At 41.3% G+C, this 17,758-nt stretch carries 13 protein-coding genes, 2 tRNA genes and 3 rRNA genes; 7 read left to right on the forward strand and 11 right to left on the reverse strand.

Annotated features, from left to right (window positions below):
* The first annotated feature begins 223 nt into the window (after positions 1 to 223).
* Positions 224 to 1,078 (forward strand): 4,5-DOPA dioxygenase extradiol, encoded by an 855-nt coding sequence (gene ygiD, locus PYV58_RS02855; RefSeq protein WP_275059702.1) that lies wholly within the window; start codon positions 224 to 226, stop codon positions 1,076 to 1,078.
* A gap of 183 nt (positions 1,079 to 1,261) precedes the next feature.
* On the opposite strand, the gene PYV58_RS02860 is transcribed toward ygiD, so the two are convergent.
* The 4 genes from PYV58_RS02860 to PYV58_RS02875 all read right to left on the reverse strand — a co-directional run bounded on the left by PYV58_RS02860 (position 1,262) and on the right by PYV58_RS02875 (position 4,321).
* A complete protein-coding gene (locus tag PYV58_RS02860) occupies positions 1,262 to 1,882 on the reverse strand; it encodes a rhomboid family intramembrane serine protease (protein ID WP_034612424.1) in 621 nt (206 codons plus the stop codon).
* An 83-nt stretch (positions 1,883 to 1,965) separates the two neighbouring features.
* A complete protein-coding gene (locus PYV58_RS02865; RefSeq protein ID WP_034612428.1) occupies positions 1,966 to 2,406 on the reverse strand; it encodes a VOC family protein in 441 nt (146 codons plus the stop codon).
* Between the two features lie 143 nt (positions 2,407 to 2,549).
* Positions 2,550 to 3,485, reverse strand: a complete 936-nt coding sequence (locus PYV58_RS02870) for a mechanosensitive ion channel family protein (RefSeq protein WP_004725982.1) — start codon at positions 3,483 to 3,485, stop codon at positions 2,550 to 2,552.
* 14 nt (positions 3,486 to 3,499) lie between these two features.
* Entirely contained in the window at positions 3,500 to 4,321 is an 822-nt protein-coding gene (locus PYV58_RS02875) for a hypothetical protein (protein ID WP_004725984.1), read from the reverse strand.
* Between the two features lie 111 nt (positions 4,322 to 4,432).
* Here PYV58_RS02875 and gspE point away from each other — a divergent pair, with 111 nt between their 5' ends.
* Positions 4,433 to 5,920 carry a type II secretion system ATPase GspE gene (gspE, locus tag PYV58_RS02880; protein ID WP_034612432.1) on the forward strand — a complete coding sequence of 496 codons (1,488 nt, stop codon included), beginning with the start codon at positions 4,433 to 4,435 and terminating at the stop codon, positions 5,918 to 5,920.
* A 138-nt stretch (positions 5,921 to 6,058) separates the two neighbouring features.
* On the opposite strand, the gene PYV58_RS02885 is transcribed toward gspE, so the two are convergent.
* From PYV58_RS02885 to PYV58_RS02915, 7 genes are all read right to left on the reverse strand, one after another.
* Entirely contained in the window at positions 6,059 to 6,931 is an 873-nt protein-coding gene (locus PYV58_RS02885; protein ID WP_034612435.1) for a hypothetical protein, read from the reverse strand.
* Between the two features lie 154 nt (positions 6,932 to 7,085).
* Positions 7,086 to 7,511: an organic hydroperoxide resistance protein gene (locus tag PYV58_RS02890; protein ID WP_004817050.1), complete on the reverse strand. Its 426-nt coding sequence runs from the start codon at positions 7,509 to 7,511 to the stop codon at positions 7,086 to 7,088.
* An 89-nt stretch (positions 7,512 to 7,600) separates the two neighbouring features.
* The gene (locus tag PYV58_RS02895) at positions 7,601 to 8,038 is read right to left on the reverse strand and encodes a MarR family transcriptional regulator (RefSeq protein WP_034612440.1); all 438 of its coding nucleotides are present in this window, start codon (positions 8,036 to 8,038) and stop codon (positions 7,601 to 7,603) included.
* Between the two features lie 87 nt (positions 8,039 to 8,125).
* Positions 8,126 to 8,950: a carbon-nitrogen hydrolase family protein gene (locus PYV58_RS02900; protein ID WP_034612444.1), complete on the reverse strand. Its 825-nt coding sequence runs from the start codon at positions 8,948 to 8,950 to the stop codon at positions 8,126 to 8,128.
* Positions 8,951 to 8,982: 32 nt separating this feature from the next.
* Positions 8,983 to 9,507 carry an anti-anti-sigma factor GigB gene (gigB, locus tag PYV58_RS02905; RefSeq protein WP_016539397.1) on the reverse strand — a complete coding sequence of 175 codons (525 nt, stop codon included), beginning with the start codon at positions 9,505 to 9,507 and terminating at the stop codon, positions 8,983 to 8,985.
* Positions 9,508 to 9,620: 113 nt separating this feature from the next.
* Positions 9,621 to 10,589 (reverse strand): RsbU family protein phosphatase GigA, encoded by a 969-nt coding sequence (gene gigA, locus PYV58_RS02910; protein ID WP_004725998.1) that lies wholly within the window; start codon positions 10,587 to 10,589, stop codon positions 9,621 to 9,623.
* A 123-nt stretch (positions 10,590 to 10,712) separates the two neighbouring features.
* A complete protein-coding gene (locus PYV58_RS02915; RefSeq protein WP_004817058.1) occupies positions 10,713 to 11,666 on the reverse strand; it encodes a VacJ family lipoprotein in 954 nt (317 codons plus the stop codon).
* A gap of 576 nt (positions 11,667 to 12,242) precedes the next feature.
* On the opposite strand from PYV58_RS02915, the gene PYV58_RS02920 reads away from it, so the two are divergent.
* From PYV58_RS02920 to rrf, 5 genes are all read left to right on the forward strand, one after another.
* A 16S ribosomal RNA gene (locus PYV58_RS02920) occupies positions 12,243 to 13,781 on the forward strand.
* A gap of 59 nt (positions 13,782 to 13,840) precedes the next feature.
* Positions 13,841 to 13,917: transfer RNA gene (locus tag PYV58_RS02925), tRNA-Ile, on the forward strand.
* A gap of 44 nt (positions 13,918 to 13,961) precedes the next feature.
* A tRNA-Ala gene (locus PYV58_RS02930) sits at positions 13,962 to 14,037 on the forward strand.
* A gap of 408 nt (positions 14,038 to 14,445) precedes the next feature.
* A 23S ribosomal RNA gene (locus PYV58_RS02935) occupies positions 14,446 to 17,336 on the forward strand.
* A gap of 237 nt (positions 17,337 to 17,573) precedes the next feature.
* Positions 17,574 to 17,688 (forward strand): 5S ribosomal RNA (rrf, locus tag PYV58_RS02940).
* Together the 16S, 23S and 5S rRNA genes with 2 tRNA genes alongside form the textbook arrangement of a ribosomal RNA operon.
* The last annotated feature ends 70 nt before the right edge of the window (positions 17,689 to 17,758 follow it).

Here is a 17,758-nt window from a genome sequence, read left to right on the forward strand (position 1 = left end):
TGAATATGATATCAATGATATAAATCGGTATTCGGCTTTATTTGTATCGTGCCCAAATCAACATTGATTCAACATAACATCATTAGGTCGTAAAACCTTCTCTACTTAAAAGCATCTACAAAAAATCATCGTTGCATTTTTGCAATGTTGTAGGCTGGAAAGTCTATGTATCTATAGCAATGAACAGCACATAATTAAATAAAGATGATTCATGGTGGATGAAATGTTAAATCAAACAATGGGTGACTTATCTCTACTCAAAGGCTGGAACGCAACTTTACCCAATACTGAAGTCATGCCTGTACTATTTTTGGGTCATGGCTCACCCATGAATGCAATTCAAACTAATGATTTTACTCGTTCATGGAATCGTATTGGCGCTGAAATGAGCACACAACCGACAGCAATTTTATGTATTTCTGCACATTGGCTTACCCAAGGTGGTACAGCCGTCACTGCAATGCAACAACCGAAAACTATTCATGATTTTGGTCGTTTCCCTCAAGCATTGTTTGATGTGCAATATCCTGCTACTGGAAATAAAGCTTTGGTTGAGGCAACAACTGAAGCAATTCACAGTATAGAAGTTCATCATGATCATAGTTGGGGATTAGATCACGGAACATGGGGTATGTTATGTCATGTATTTCCACAAGCCAATATTCCTGTTGTTCAATTGAGTGTCGACTATAGTCAAGGTGCCCAATATCATTATGACTTGGCTAAACAATTGGCGCAGTTACGTCGTAAAGGGGTATTGATTGTTGCTAGTGGTAATCTCGTACATAACCTAAGCAAAATTGCCTTTGATAAATTTGATGACCATTATGGTTATGATTGGGCTTTAGAGGCTGATGCAAAGATGAAAAATTTCTTAGCGACACATAACCATCAAGCTTTAATTGATTGGCAAAAACAAGGTGCTGAGTTTTTATTGTCGATTCCCACACCTGATCATTATTATCCTATGTTATATGCCTTAGGTTTGCAGGAAGAGAAAGATGAGTTACATATTTTTAATGATCAAGCCGTCGCTGGTTCATTAACCATGACCTCATTTCGACTTGATCAACATTAATGTCAAATGTTAAGAATATAAAAGTTGGGTCTAAGGATTCAGCTTTTATAGTATTGGTGAAATTGAGTTAGTCATATTTATTCTCTCAAGATAGAATTCTTGCAAGATCATTACGCAATTTTCAAATATTGATGTCTTACTTTCTTACAGAGCAGTTTAGACATCAATGAATCCATATGAAATTTAGAATAACGGTGAATTAATAAATTTATAGAAAAACGCTGTAGCTAATGATGGTTCTAATAGTAAAGGAAATAAGAAACCATAGATTGCACCAGTAATATGTGCGCGGTGATCGATTAATGGAGAATGTCCTGAACGGATCGCATACAGGCTATAGCATAAATAAATCGTCCCAAAAATAATTGCGGGTACAGGTAAAATATAGATATAAATCATGCTCCAAGGGTTAAACAGAATCGCACTAAATAACACTGCATTAACGGCACCCGAAGCCCCTAAACTTCGATAGGAATTTAGGGTTCGATTATGCAAATAGCTGGGAATCGCAGCAATGATGATGGCGCTACAATAAAATAAGACAAAGCCCATACCACTTAAGTAATCACGGAAAAACCGTTCAACATTTCGCCCAAAGAAGTACAAGGTAAACATATTGAAAAATAAATGCATACCATCTTTATGGATAAAACCATGGGTTAAAAAGCGATCATATTGACCATGCTTAATCGCTGAAACATTGAAAATCAAACGATTCATTACATTGCGTTGCTGCCAAGCAATAAAAGAAATCGCAAGTGTGATTAAAATAATCAGAAGGGTATGGGTAAGACCAGTGATCATATTGTTATAAATGAGGTTGTTATCGTAATAGCAATATAACCTATATCATTGTCAATCAATAGGCTATCGCAATATTCTATTCATTATCCTTCATTCAGTTGGCAGTTCACCATCCAGCGAATACCAAACTGATCGGTGAAAGCACCATATAAAGCACCCCAAAATGTAGGTTCTAGTGCCATTTCAATATGACCATTGGCAGAGAGTGCTGTAAATAATCGCTGAGCTTCATTCGCTTCGTGAGCTTCTAAGTTGATCGAAATATAATGGTTGGTGCCTTTGCTAAATGGCGCACTATTAGGTGCACAGAACTGCTCGCTGGTGTCTGAACCCATCAATACAGTAAATTCATTAATCGGCAGAGAAACATGTAAAATATAGTTTTTCTCTTGGTCTGGCACTTGGACATCGGGCAGTTCGGAATAGCGTTTTAAAAATGAAAATTCACCGCCAAAAACAGATTTATAAAAATTAAAAGCAGCTTCGGTCTGGCCTTCAAAGTTTAAATAGTGATTGAGTTGCATTGTGATTGTCCATTTTGTTGTTTTGAAGTGATTAATTTATCAGCTCACGGTTTAAAACTTGATGAATATTTTGTAATTGAAAATAAAAATCCCTCAATCATAAATGAGGGACGCTTGTTTTCTAGATTATCGCTTTGATCTGCTTAAAGCTGTTTATCTTGTTGTTGCTCTAATTTTAAATCCTGTTTATTGGCGTAACCGTCAATATCTTCATTTTGAAGAACTTCATTTGGATTTGGACGATCTACAAAGCCAATTTTTGGTACAGGGATTTCAATCTGATTTTCCACAAAACGATTGCGGATTAACTCATGAATTTCATCTTTAACTTGTAAGTAGTTTGCTTGCATACACCACAGTGCAAATAAAATTTCAATGGAGGATTCTCCAAAGGCTGAAACAGTCACACGTGGTTTAGGATCTGCTAGAACTAATGGGTAATCGTTGGCAACATCAATTAAAACTTCACGGACTTTATTGATATTTTCATTGAAGTTAATTGCAACTGTAATCGACAATCGCCGTATCGGGAATTTTGATAGGTTATGTACGGGGGCGCGAATCAATTGCTCATTGGGAAGGCGCACATAGACATTGTCCATGGTCAAAAGTTTCACTGAAAGTAAGTCAATCGAAATCACTTCACCTTCAATGGTATGTCCACGAATCAGGGTGATTTGAATCGTATCGCCAACTTCGAAGGAACCTTCACCAATTAAAAATAAACCACTAATTAAGTTCGATGCAGAAGTTTGTGAGGCAAAACCCAATGCAACAGTTAAAATCCCTGCTGCGCCTAAAAATACGCTGAGTTTAAAGCCCGCTTCTTTTAAGCTGGCAATCACAAACAGTAAGAAAATAAAATAAAAAATACCTCTACGCCAAACCAATCGTTGATGCGCATTAAAGCGCGCACCGATGGTACGGATAAAGGTATTGGAAATGACACGTGCCAGCACAAAACCCACAAAGCAGAGGATCAGAGCAACAGCAATTTCACTTAAGCGGTCGACATTTACATTGGTAAAGATGCCTTTTAGGCTATTGGCAATGTCTTTGGGAATATTGGATTCAGCCATTTTTACCTCATCCCTTAGAAAAATGAATCAAACATATTGAACAAAGCGCCGCCTGGTGAGCGTGGTGGATGCACATAAATCACTTCGCCGGCCAAAGGTGGTGTACGATTTTCAATTCTTACACGGGCAGGGCGATCATTGCCTTCATAAACAACCTTGATTTGTGATGTCCATAAACGTCCTGTGCTTTCACTATAAAATAAAGGCAGTGCAGGAACAGGCACATTCATACGGTCAAATCGAAGCTGATGACTACTGACATTGTGGAAATCAATCGGTGTTACTGCACGAAAGGCACGTGGACGTAATAAATTTAATTCGGTACGACCATCGACTGAGGTGGCATAACACATTTCACCTGTACGGTGATCAGGGCCAAACCATGTATCCTTAGGTAAAATTACAGGAATATCAAATAAGGGTTCTTTTTGGGCTTGTACAAAACCTGAAATCCACAGTGGTGTACTGATATAGAGTGTGCCGCGTTGGCCTGCGGGAATATAAATTGGATCGACAGGACGAATCACCACAGAGCGATCGGCTAAACGGGGCATGAGTTGAAATGCTTTATGGGTCTCGCGAAACATATAGCGTTCAACATGTACAGGTTCAGGAAAACCAAAGTTTACATCATGGATTTTATGCCATTGCTGCTCATAGTCATATTGGAATTTTGGACGATAATATTCCAAGCGCCATTCTTGTAAACCACGAGTAATGCGCATCATCATAGAACCAAATTGCCATGCTTTGGATTGGTTCAATTCAAACAGTTGTTCTCCCCACCACTTTAAATCAGGGAGTTCTGGTTCCAGATGTTCTTTCTTCTTAGACAAATGTGTTTATCCCATTCATAAAATCATCATCAAATCTTTAACAAACAGACTTCACGCTGTCATGAGCATAGAGTACACTCAAAGCAATTTAAATCATTAATATAAGTTGTAATGCAAGTTCTCAAACAATTACAAATACCATATAGTTTTGCAAAACGGCATGGAGTGCTGTTGCGTTATGAAGGTGATCAAGTTTTTATTGTTCGCCGTCAGGATACCGCACAAATTGCGATTCAGGAAGCCCGCCGCTATCTCGGTCGTACAGCACAACATCAATTATGTAATGAAACTGAGTTTAATCACATGCTCAGTTCAAGCTATGCTGGTGAAACGGGCGAATCGCAACAGGTTGCCGCTGGTCTTGAAGATCACCCTGATCTATTGAGTCTGGCCGATCAGATTCCTGAAACTGAAGATTTGATGGATCAGGAAGATGATGCACCAATCGTGCGACTCATCAATGCTTTATTGTCTGAAGCGATTCGAGTCGGGGCTTCAGATATTCATATTGAAGCCTTTGAAAAGAAATTATCTGTTCGCTTACGGGTAGATGGGCAATTGCGTGAAATCGTACAGCCTCGTCGTGAACTTGCGCCATTGTTGGTATCGCGTATTAAAGTTATGGCAAAACTCGATATTGCAGAAAAACGTATTCCACAAGATGGTCGTATTTCTTTACGTCTTGCAGGACGTGAGGTGGATGTCCGTGTTTCGACCTTACCATCGTCGCATGGTGAACGTGTCGTTATGCGTTTGTTGGATAAACAAGCGGGTCGACTCAACATGACCCATTTGGGTTTAATGAAGCCTGACTATGAACGTTTAACGCAATTGGTTCATCGTCCACATGGCATTATTCTTGTCACTGGCCCTACAGGTTCGGGTAAAACGACGACTTTGTATGCCGCGCTTTCTGATTTGAATGATGGCTCTAAAAATATCCTCACTGCTGAAGATCCGATTGAGTATCAACTTGAAGGGATTGGGCAGACTCAAGTGAATACCAAAGTGGATATGACCTTTGCCCGTGCGTTAAAAGCCATGCTGCGTCAAGATCCAGATGTGGTGATGGTGGGCGAGATCCGTGATTTGGAAACGGCTGAAATCGCAGTTCAAGCGTCTTTAACAGGTCACTTGGTTTTATCTACGCTGCATACCAATACGGCAATTGGTGCTGTGACCCGTTTAAAAGATATGGGGATTGAACCCTTCTTATTATCCAGTTCATTGATTGGGGTAATTGCCCAGCGTTTAGTTCGGACATTGTGTTCTCATTGCCATACATGGCGTGAAGCAGATGACTTTGAAAAAGATGTATTTAAACCTGTAAGTCTAGAAACGAATTTAAAACTGCCTGTGCCGAATGGTTGTGATTTTTGTTCCCATACGGGCTTTACAGGACGTACTGCGATTTATGAAATTGTTCCGATTGATGAGCAGATGCGCCGTTTGATTCATGGTAATGCAGCAGAATATGAGCTTGAAGAATATGCACGTAAAGACGCAGGTTCAATTCGAGATGATGGTTTACGTAAAGTATTGGCGGGTAAAACCACAATGGAAGAAGTTTTACGGGTGACCAATGAAGCGGCTGAGTAAGCCTGATTCTTTAATAGTTTATATGTTATTTCCTAGCCCTTAATAATCGTTTATCAAAATAGATATTTAGCTAAAGCAGCTTTTTTTGATAAGTATTTATTTAGGGTATGGAAATTTATGTTTGGATTTTCGTCATCTCTAAATGAAAATCATCCTTGTTCTGTTAACTTTTTGTTCTTCAAATCTAAAATCATATGGAAATAGATCAGAATCATCTTTTGTACATTTCATAAAATGCCTAAAAACAGTTAACTCCACTGCCTCATTTAGTTCTAAGTCTTGTTGATTTAACTCTTCCGTGAGTTCTATTGTTGGGGAGTTTAGGTTAAATCTCCCTGTTACGTTATAGATGTAAGAGTTTTCTGTTTCAATATCTAATCTTAAATCGGTTCTCCATTGTGAATTACTTCCCCATCCTTGAGATAAGTCAAAGTATTTTCTATTTTTACGTCTGAATGCCCAATAAATTGAAGCCTTGTTTATTAAGTTTAAATTGAATTTATCTGGATTGAGTAAAATTTTCACACCAGCTTTTTTTATCATTAAATTATTTAGTTTTACAGCAGGAAAGTTACACTCAATAATTTCGAAATCATTCATTCCTATTTGTGCTTCTATTATTTCACAATTAAAAGGTTTGAATGAAAAGGGTGTATTTATTTCAAGACCAAGAAGGTTATTAAATTCAATGTATTCCGCTACTGTAATTCTTGGTCCTTTCCAATCAGAATCATCAGCATCATTGTCAGTTTGAAAAGGAAGTGTCAGTAGGTCTAATACACGAGATAATGCATAAAGCTCCCAAATATCTTCTTGCAATAATTCATTTTTTCTACCACTTATTTTGTTGGATATATTCGAAATATAATTCTTATAGTCATTTTCAACAATCCATTTTTTAATTACAGATTCAAAAAAATCTTCAGCTTTAAAGTCTAATATTGTTTCAAAGTATAATATTTTTTCAAAGTCTAATATTTTAAAATATAAATCTTTAATACTAAATGCCATTGTTTACCCTAAGATTTAGATACATAAAATTATACAGAACGTTTTTTTAGCGAATAAATATACTTGGGTGAAAATTCAAACTGATTTAAATAGCTTTGTAAATTACCCCTACCTAAAAATAAATTTATACTTCTAGGTAGGTTTTATCATAACATTAAACAATCACATTTAACGTAACATCAATATTGCCACGAGTCGCATTTGAATATGGGCAAACGATATGTGCAGCATCTACTAATTTCTGTGCTTCTTCTTGCTCTAAACCTTCTAAATGAATATTTAAAGTCACTTGAATACCAAAACCAGTAGCGATTGGACCAATACCAACATCACCTTCGATATAAACATCTGGGGTAATTTTTAAATGATCACGGTTAGCAACAAACTTCATCGCACCAAGGAAGCAAGCAGAATAACCTGCTGCAAAAAGTTGTTCAGGATTGGTACCGCCACCAGCACCACCCATTTCTTTAGGCACTGCTAATTTAACATCTAAAATTCCGTCTGATGATGTTGCACGACCATCACGACCGCCAGTTGCTTTTGCATGTGCTGTATAAACTACTTTTTCTAAAGACATCGGAAATCATCCATTTTTGATTGCGTTCAATTATATCGTATACGATATAAATATTTAAACAAGTAGCGTTTGTGTAAAATTTGATAACTTTATTTTGAAATGTTTTCGCGTAAGTTTGAAAGAAGATCTTTCAATTGAGTAATGCTGTCTAAATCACAAGCACTGGCTTGAGCAACTTGTAACGGAATATCCACGGCTTTTAATTTTAGCGCATGGCCCTGAACAGTGAGGCTAATAATCACTTGACGTTCATCTTTCGTGGAACGTTCGCGGTTAACAATACCATTACTTTGTAATTTTTTGAGTAAGGGGGTAAGCGTAGATGATTCTAAAAAGAGTTTTTCTCCGATTTCAGATACAGTTAGACCATCTTTTTCCCAAAGCACTAACATGACCAAATACTGTGGATAGGTCAGTCCTAGTGGTGTGAGTAATTTACGATAAAGTTGATTTAATGCTAAGTTTGTAGAGTAAACAAGAAAGCAGAGTTGATGATCAAGATTTAAGTTTGAATAGTCTTGTTGCATGCTTGTCTCGTGAAGATATTACGCCTCACAAGTATAACGTTGTTTTGTCTCGTTCAGGAAATAAAAGTCATTAATGGCAATACAGGCTTAGAATGACATCAATTTGCGATGTTGCATTAAAGGCATTGATTCACGAATTGAGCGCTGCTCATTCAAATCAAAAGGAACCGTCATCAATTGCGCGCCTTCTGCATCTGTAATCGCTAAAATCTGCCCACGACTATTGGTTGCACCAGCATGTCCCCAGGTTTGACGTTTTTCACCATGCCAACCTTGTTGTGCTGCACCTAAAACATGACATTGGCTGTCCATCGCACGTGCTTGAAGTAATAACTGCCAATGCATTTGACCTGTGGTATAGGTAAATGCAGCTGGTGCAGTCAAAATATTTGCACCTTGCGCTCTCAAGGTGAGTGCAAGTTCTGGAAAGCGTAAGTCGTAGCAGACCATCAAACCGATTTGTCCAAAAGGTGTTTTCGCGACAACAATATCACTGCCTGGTTCAAAAAACTGAGATTCTTGATACCCACCAACAGCATCACCCACTTGTACATCAAACAAGTGGATTTTGTCATAACGTGCTTCAGTACCTTCTGGACTGATACATAGGCTGACAGTACGAACTCGACCGTCTGCAATAATTGAACCATCTGGACGGAAAGGGCAAGGCAATGTCCCAGCAACAATCCATATTTGATAATGATGTGCTAAGTTTTCTAAACGCTTTTGAATTTCTTCAAAACGTGCAGCAGTTTCCCGTTGTTTACCTGCGGCAAAGCAGACAAAGTTTTCAGGAAACACAATCAAAGAGGCACCATCAGCTTTACTTTGTTGTATCAACGACTCAATCACACTGAAGTTTGCTTCAATGTCATTTTGAGAGTTCATTTGAACAACGGAAAGTAAAGTCATGGGCTATCCCTGATAAAGCAATTTTGAAATTATTAAGCGTTTTGCTGGTTTGAAGATACACATTCCATTGTATCTTGCTGCTTTTCAAGTTGTTTAACTAATGGCTCGAACATATTTTGGTTGTTTTCATTGAGCTTCATTAATGTTTTGTGTGCATCGAGAACGGTACACAGCATTGTGCTGTGATTAACATTATCGTCAATCAAAGCATTGGTGCACACTTGAGGGTCACCACAGTAATTTAAAATGACAAAAACCTGCCCTAAGCCCATGCTATTGGCTAGAGTGGTAATATCTGGATTTGTGGACAGCATCACCGCTTGGATGTGGTGTACTTGTTTCAACTTTAAGCCAAGCTTGGCAAGTATTCCAAGAACTGTACTATCAATAAATGTGGTTTGGGTTAAATCAACAATTGCGCCAATGACGTTTTTCTGTTGTTCAATCCTTGCCAAAAGTTTGTCTAAACTAATACAAGATTGGGCTCGCACTTCACCAATAAGTTTGAAAATATGCGTTCCATTCAAGCTTGCATATTCAACATGACCTGTTGACATATAAATGCCATTTGCAGAGAAGGATAGGAAAATTATCACATAGCGCAAGTCTATACTCAAGCGTTTGCGTATAGGTTATTAGTCTAATTTATTATATGTATTTGATTATATTGTTAATTCATTCTGCGGAGACTGAGGATTGCAATGTCATCTGCTACATGTTCTGGTGCGCGGAATGATTGATTTTGCAAATGATAGACCAATTGTGAGAACTGTTCATTCAAACCACCAGAGAATGGTTCAAGGGCACCGTCAGAACAAATAATGAACCGTGCATGCTTGGTTAATGTACATTGGAATTCTTCAACCTCTAAGTCTTCTGTGAGTCCTAAAGGAAAACTGCTGGTATTCAAGACACGAGGGGCTTGGTTGGGTTCAAAAATGATGGGGGGAGGGTAATGTCCCGCACTTGACCATTTTAAAGCATGTGTTTCTAGATTTAGAATGCCAGCCAACATTGTGATGTGTTTTTCAATGTTTTCTTGAACCAGCATACCATTGAGTTTTTTAATCAATTCTCTTGGTGTTTTCGAGCGACCATGAAAGGCAGCCATCCAAGATGTCAGTAAGGAGCTGGTTACCCCATGACCCGATACATCGGCCAAATAGAACATGATTTCTTTATCACTGATTTTCCAGTAGTCATACCAGTCACCAGACAAATACGCAGAAGGCTGGAAAAGCGTTTCAACTTTATAGTTTTGCAGTTCAATTGGATTTGGAAGAAGTTTCTTTTGTAGTTCTGCGGCAGATGGTAAATCACGGCTATCTTGATTACGTTTATATTGCGCATCAATTTTTAATAAAGAATCTTCAAGATTGGCTGGAAGCTTGGTCCAGATCCAACCAGCAAGAGCACCAAGTTCCCATGCTTGAGAAAGTTCGCTTCCTTCATTTTCTTGTGCAATGACAATGGTAGGTAAAGCCCATTGGTATTGTAAAAAATCGTGGACGTCTGCAATTGCAATAATTGTTGGATCATAACGATGAATGTCTTCAATGGTAATCATCTGCAAGCTAGGAAGCGTATCTAATACTTGTTCTAAGCTTGAAATTTGGCGACTGGGTTGAATGAAATACATAGAAGAAATGAATGATCCTTAATCGGTATAAAAGCATTATCCAGTAGATTTACTATAGATGACACCACAATGCTAGTAAAACCATATGAATTACTAGCAAATAAGTTTAACAAAATATTGTGGTTATTTGTCTGCGTTTGTATCAGTAGGATGATTGCTGTCGTCCTCATCATCATCTACAAATGCGACAGCTTCCTGTCCACGGCCTTTTTTCTCAGCAATTTGGAATGCTAAACGTTGTAAATAGATATCGCGAATTGCTGAGTAACGATCACCTTGCAATACACTTTCAACATCTAGAAGTTTAGAACGGGTATTAATCCCACCTAAAGCACGATTACCCCAGATTAAACCTGTTTGATGGTTGTTATCCATTGGATAGGTAAGCGGATTGGCATAACCTTCAGCAACATAATCAACTGAGTGACGAAGTGTGCTTGGTCCTAAGATAGGCAGCATGACATAAGGGCCACTTGGAATACCGTAGTAACCTAATGTGGTACCCAAGCTTTCTTCTTCAGTTGCTAAACCTAAGCGAGTTGCAGGATCAGCTAAACCTAAAGAGCTGACGGTGTTAATGGTAAAACGACCTAGAGACTTGGCTGCACGACTAAAGCGCCCTTGAGCAAGTTGGTTGACCGCATTCCATGGTTCACTCAAGTTTTTACGAAATAAACTATATGAAGAACGTACATCACCAGGCACTTTTGCTTTGTACTGAACAGCAATAGGTCGAGCAACATTGCGGTCGATCATGTCATTAAATGCATAAATTTCACGGTTCAATGGTTGTAGTGGATCTTTTACAGCATCTGGTTGCGCTGCATTGGCATTCACTTTTAAGTCATTTTTTGTGATGTTTTTAAGCTCTCTAAGGGCTTCAATTCTTGGGTGTTTAGAAGCTGCTTCGTTTTCTAGTGCTGAAGAATTCTCTTGAGACGACTTATCATCTGAATCAGAGTTTGTAGAAACAGCATTGTCCGAATTCTCTTGAGCAGATAATTCGTCTTGAGCAAATACATGGCTAGTCAGACCAATGCTAAGTAAACAAGCCCAAAGTACATGATAAGGACGCATAGAATTCCTTGAAATATTCTTAAAGTAAAAGTAGTCGATAACGATATAGCTATATTAAAGACTTCATAATCGTATTCTAACAGTAGTTATTGCATATGTATTAAAGCAAATTTGATTAAAAAGTGTGAATAAATATGATAAACGAACATTATTTGTTCGAACAATTAAAATAATTAAAAAAAGGGGTTGTGTTGGTTTGTGAATGCTGTAGAATGCACATCCATCGGCGGTGATGTTAAATAAAACTTCTGATAAATCAGGCACTTGATTAAGTTGTTAAGATTTCGAATTGAGATTTTAAGATGAGGTTAGGGTTGGGTTTGTTAGAAAAAATAATTAACATTATTGATTGACTTTTTAGAGATAGAGAGTAGTATAGCCGACCTAGCTTGATGCTGACGAAGCATTGAGAAGATCATTAAGAGAATATGAAGAACAACTTGTGTGGATTTTTACTGATTGATTGATCGAAATATTATCATTGATTGATTGGTTTAAATTACTCGAAGTTTATTTGAGAGAATTTGTCAGTACATTGATGAGCCAGAATTGTGACCTTAAGTCACTAATGATTTTTAACTGAAGAGTTTGATCATGGCTCAGATTGAACGCTGGCGGCAGGCTTAACACATGCAAGTCGAGCGGGGGAGATTGCTTCGGTAATTGACCTAGCGGCGGACGGGTGAGTAATACTTAGGAATCTGCCTATTAATGGGGGACAACATCTCGAAAGGGATGCTAATACCGCATACGCCCTACGGGGGAAAGCAGGGGATCACTTGTGACCTTGCGTTAATAGATGAGCCTAAGTCGGATTAGCTAGTTGGTGGGGTAAAGGCCTACCAAGGCGACGATCTGTAGCGGGTCTGAGAGGATGATCCGCCACACTGGGACTGAGACACGGCCCAGACTCCTACGGGAGGCAGCAGTGGGGAATATTGGACAATGGGGGGAACCCTGATCCAGCCATGCCGCGTGTGTGAAGAAGGCCTTATGGTTGTAAAGCACTTTAAGCGAGGAGGAGGCTCTTCTAGTTAATACCTAGGATGAGTGGACGTTACTCGCAGAATAAGCACCGGCTAACTCTGTGCCAGCAGCCGCGGTAATACAGAGGGTGCGAGCGTTAATCGGATTTACTGGGCGTAAAGCGTGCGTAGGCGGCTTTTTAAGTCGGATGTGAAATCCCCGAGCTTAACTTGGGAATTGCATTCGATACTGGGAAGCTAGAGTATGGGAGAGGATGGTAGAATTCCAGGTGTAGCGGTGAAATGCGTAGAGATCTGGAGGAATACCGATGGCGAAGGCAGCCATCTGGCCTAATACTGACGCTGAGGTACGAAAGCATGGGGAGCAAACAGGATTAGATACCCTGGTAGTCCATGCCGTAAACGATGTCTACTAGCCGTTGGGGCCTTTGAGGCTTTAGTGGCGCAGCTAACGCGATAAGTAGACCGCCTGGGGAGTACGGTCGCAAGACTAAAACTCAAATGAATTGACGGGGGCCCGCACAAGCGGTGGAGCATGTGGTTTAATTCGATGCAACGCGAAGAACCTTACCTGGTCTTGACATAGTAAGAACTTTCCAGAGATGGATTGGTGCCTTCGGGAACTTACATACAGGTGCTGCATGGCTGTCGTCAGCTCGTGTCGTGAGATGTTGGGTTAAGTCCCGCAACGAGCGCAACCCTTTTCCTTATTTGCCAGCACTTCGGGTGGGAACTTTAAGGATACTGCCAGTGACAAACTGGAGGAAGGCGGGGACGACGTCAAGTCATCATGGCCCTTACGACCAGGGCTACACACGTGCTACAATGGTCGGTACAAAGGGTTGCTACCTAGCGATAGGATGCTAATCTCAAAAAGCCGATCGTAGTCCGGATTGGAGTCTGCAACTCGACTCCATGAAGTCGGAATCGCTAGTAATCGCGGATCAGAATGCCGCGGTGAATACGTTCCCGGGCCTTGTACACACCGCCCGTCACACCATGGGAGTTTGTTGCACCAGAAGTAGGTAGTCTAACCGTAAGGAGGACGCTTACCACGGTGTGGCCGATGACTGGGGTGAAGTCGTAACAAGGTAGCCGTAGGGGAACCTGCGGCTGGATCACCTCCTTAACGAAAGATTGACGATTGGTAAGAATCCACAACAAGTTGTTCTTCATTGATGTATCTGAGGGTCTGTAGCTCAGTTGGTTAGAGCACACGCTTGATAAGCGTGGGGTCACAAGTTCAAGTCTTGTCAGACCCACCAAGTCTACTGAACACAGAAGAGCAGATATATTAAGATCTTAAGCTGGGGACTTAGCTTAGTTGGTAGAGCGCCTGCTTTGCACGCAGGAGGTCAACGGTTCGACTCCGTTAGTCTCCACCAAATTTGAGGAAAAACAAAGCAACGCTTTGTCCGAAAATTTAAGCAAGAAGCTATGCTTCGCGCAGGCACCCATTTGAAAGATAAGATTGATTATAGAATTTAATGAACATTGAGTTTATTAACTTCTGTGATTTATCACAGTTAACTACTCGCTGACGAGGCGGTAGTGAATCATTAACAGAATATATTTGAGTTGAAATAATTGTTTAAACTCGTTTTAGTTGATGTTAGCAAGTAATTGTTAATGTTGAGTGAAATGAGCACTAGCGATAAAACTGAATCAAGCGTTTTGGTATATGAATTAAATTGAAGCTGTATGGTGATTAAGTTCACAGGCAACAAATAGAAGTGATTAAGTTCACATTGTTGATCCTCCTTGTAGGGATTAACGACTGTTTGGGGTTGTATAGTCAAGTAATTAAGTGCATGTGGTGGATGCCTTGGCAGTCAGAGGCGATGAAAGACGTAATAGCCTGCGATAAGCTTCGGGGAGGCGGCAAATATCCTGTGATCCGGAGATTTCTGAATGGGGAAACCCACTTACCATAAGGTAGGTATCGCATGATGAATACATAGTCATGCGAGGCGAACGAGGGGAAGTGAAACATCTCAGTACCCTTAGGAAAAGAAATCAATTGAGATTCCCTCAGTAGCGGCGAGCGAACGGGGATCAGCCCATTAAGTTATATGTGTTTTAGCGGAAAGCTCTGGGAAGTGCTACCGTAGAGGGTGATAGTCCCGTACACGAAAGGGCACATATAATGATGACGAGTAGGGCGAGGCACGTGAAACCTTGTCTGAATATGGGGGGACCATCCTCCAAGGCTAAATACTCCTGACTGACCGATAGTGAACCAGTACCGTGAGGGAAAGGCGAAAAGAACCCCTGTGAGGGGAGTGAAATAGATCCTGAAACCGCATGCATACAAGCAGTGGGAGCCGACTTGTTCGGTGACTGCGTACCTTTTGTATAATGGGTCAGCGACTTATATTCAGTAGCAAGGTTAACCGCATAGGGGAGCCGTAGAGAAATCGAGTCTTAATAGGGCGTTTAGTTGCTGGGTATAGACCCGAAACCGGGTGATCTATCCATGAGCAGGTTGAAGGTTGGGTAACACTAACTGGAGGACCGAACCCACTGTCGTTGAAAAGCCAGGGGATGACTTGTGGATAGGGGTGAAAGGCTAATCAAACTCGGTGATAGCTGGTTCTCCCCGAAAGCTATTTAGGTAGCGCCTCGGACGAATACCATAGGGGGTAGAGCACTGTTTCGGCTAGGGGGTCATCCCGACTTACCAAACCGATGCAAACTCCGAATACCTATGAGTACTATCCGGGAGACAGACTGCGGGTGCTAACGTCCGTAGTCAAGAGGAAAACAATCCAGACCGCCAGCTAAGGCCCCCAAATTATAGTTAAGTGGGAAACGATGTGGGAAGGCATAGACAGCTAGGAGGTTGGCTTAGAAGCAGCCACCCTTTAAAGAAAGCGTAATAGCTCACTAGTCGAGTCGGCCTGCGCGGAAGATGTAACGGGGCTAAAACTATATGCCGAAGCTGCGGATGTATACTATGTATACGTGGTAGGGGAGCGTTCTGTAAGCCGATGAAGGTGTATTGAGAAGTATGCTGGAGGTATCAGAAGTGCGAATGCTGACGTGAGTAACGACAAAACGGGTGAAAAACCCGTTCGCTGAAAGACCAAGGGTTCCAGTCCAACGTTAATCGGGGCTGGGTGAGTCGACCCCTAAGGCGAGGCCGAGAGGCGTAGTCGATGGGAAATTGGTTAATATTCCAATACTTCTGTGTAATGCGATGAGAGGACGGAGAAAGTTAAGTCAGCCTGGCGTTGGTTGTCCAGGTGAAAGGCAGTAGGCATGCATCTTAGGCAAATCCGGGGTGCTCTATGCTGAGAGCTGATAGCAAGCTAGTTTACTAGCGAAGTGGCTGATACTATGCTTCCAGGAAAAGTCTCTAAGCTTCAGTTACACAGGAATCGTACCCTAAACCGACACAGGTGGTCAGGTCGAGTAGACCAAAGCGCTTGAGAGAACTCTGCTGAAGGAACTAGGCAAAATGGTACCGTAACTTCGGGAGAAGGTACGCTGCTGACGGTGATAGGACTTGCTCCTTGAGCTATTGGCAGCCACAGAAACCAGGCCCCTGCAACTGTTTATTAAAAACATAGCACTCTGCAAACACGAAAGTGGACGTATAGGGTGTGATGCCTGCCCGGTGCTGGAAGGTTAATTGATGGGGTTAGCGTAAGCGAAGCTCTTGATCGAAGCCCCAGTAAACGGCGGCCGTAACTATAACGGTCCTAAGGTAGCGAAATTCCTTGTCGGGTAAGTTCCGACCTGCACGAATGGCATAATGATGGGGGCGCTGTCTCCAGCAGAGGCTCAGTGAAATCGAAATCGCCGTGAAGATGCGGTGTACCCGCGGCTAGACGGAAAGACCCCGTGAACCTTTACTGCAGCTTGACATTGAACTTTGATCTTACTTGTGTAGGATAGGTGGGAGGCTTTGAAGTAGTGACGCCAGTTGCTATGGAGCCATCCTTGAAATACCACCCTGGTAATATTGAGGTTCTAACTCTGTCCCGTTATCCGGGACGAGGACCATGTCTGGTGGGTAGTTTGACTGGGGCGGTCTCCTCCTAAAGAGTAACGGAGGAGTACGAAGGTGCGCTCAGCGTGGTCGGAAATCACGCGTAGAGTATAAAGGCAAAAGCGCGCTTAACTGCGAGACCCACAAGTCGAGCAGGTACGAAAGTAGGTCTTAGTGATCCGGTGGTTCTGTATGGAAGGGCCATCGCTCAACGGATAAAAGGTACTCTGGGGATAACAGGCTGATACCGCCCAAGAGTTCATATCGACGGCGGTGTTTGGCACCTCGATGTCGGCTCATCTCATCCTGGGGCTGAAGCAGGTCCCAAGGGTATGGCTGTTCGCCATTTAAAGAGGTACGCGAGCTGGGTTTAGAACGTCGTGAGACAGTTCGGTCCCTATCTACCGTGGGCGTTGGAAATTTGAGAGGATCTGCTCCTAGTACGAGAGGACCAGAGTGGACGAACCTCTGGTGTACCGGTTGTGACGCCAGTCGCATCGCCGGGTAGCTATGTTCGGAAGGGATAACCGCTGAAAGCATCTAAGCGGGAAGCCTACCTCAAGATAAGATTTCCCTAGGACTTTATGTCCTCTAAAGAGCCGTTGAAGACTACGACGTTGATAGGTTGGATGTGGAAGTGCGGTGACGCATGAAGCTGACCAATACTAATTGCTCGTGAGGCTTGACTATACAACACCCAAGCAGTTGTATATGAAGCATCATTTGATTCATAAAAGATCAAACATACTTGATTTAGTTGAAAAGCTAGTTACATGAGCGAGGAATAAACAAACATTAATTATGTTTGTCCGAGCGCAAGACATAAAGCTATGCTTTATGTTAAAATCAACTCAAATGTTCTGTTAATAACTCATTTGGTACGAAGTAAGGCATTTAAATAAGACCCGAACAAGTCCATAACAGTTTGCTGGCGACAATAGCAAGAGTGAACCACCTGATCCCTTCCCGAACTCAGAAGTGAAACCTCTTAGCGCTGATGGTAGTGTGGGGTTACCCATGTGAGAGTAAGTCATCGCCAGCTTTTAAATCTAAAACACCCCGATCTCTAACGAGAGCGGGGTGTTTTTTTATGTGCGGTGTTTATCGGGAAG

Source organism: Acinetobacter sp. TAC-1 (genome assembly GCF_029025845.1).
Taxonomy (GTDB): domain Bacteria; phylum Pseudomonadota; class Gammaproteobacteria; order Pseudomonadales; family Moraxellaceae; genus Acinetobacter; species Acinetobacter guillouiae.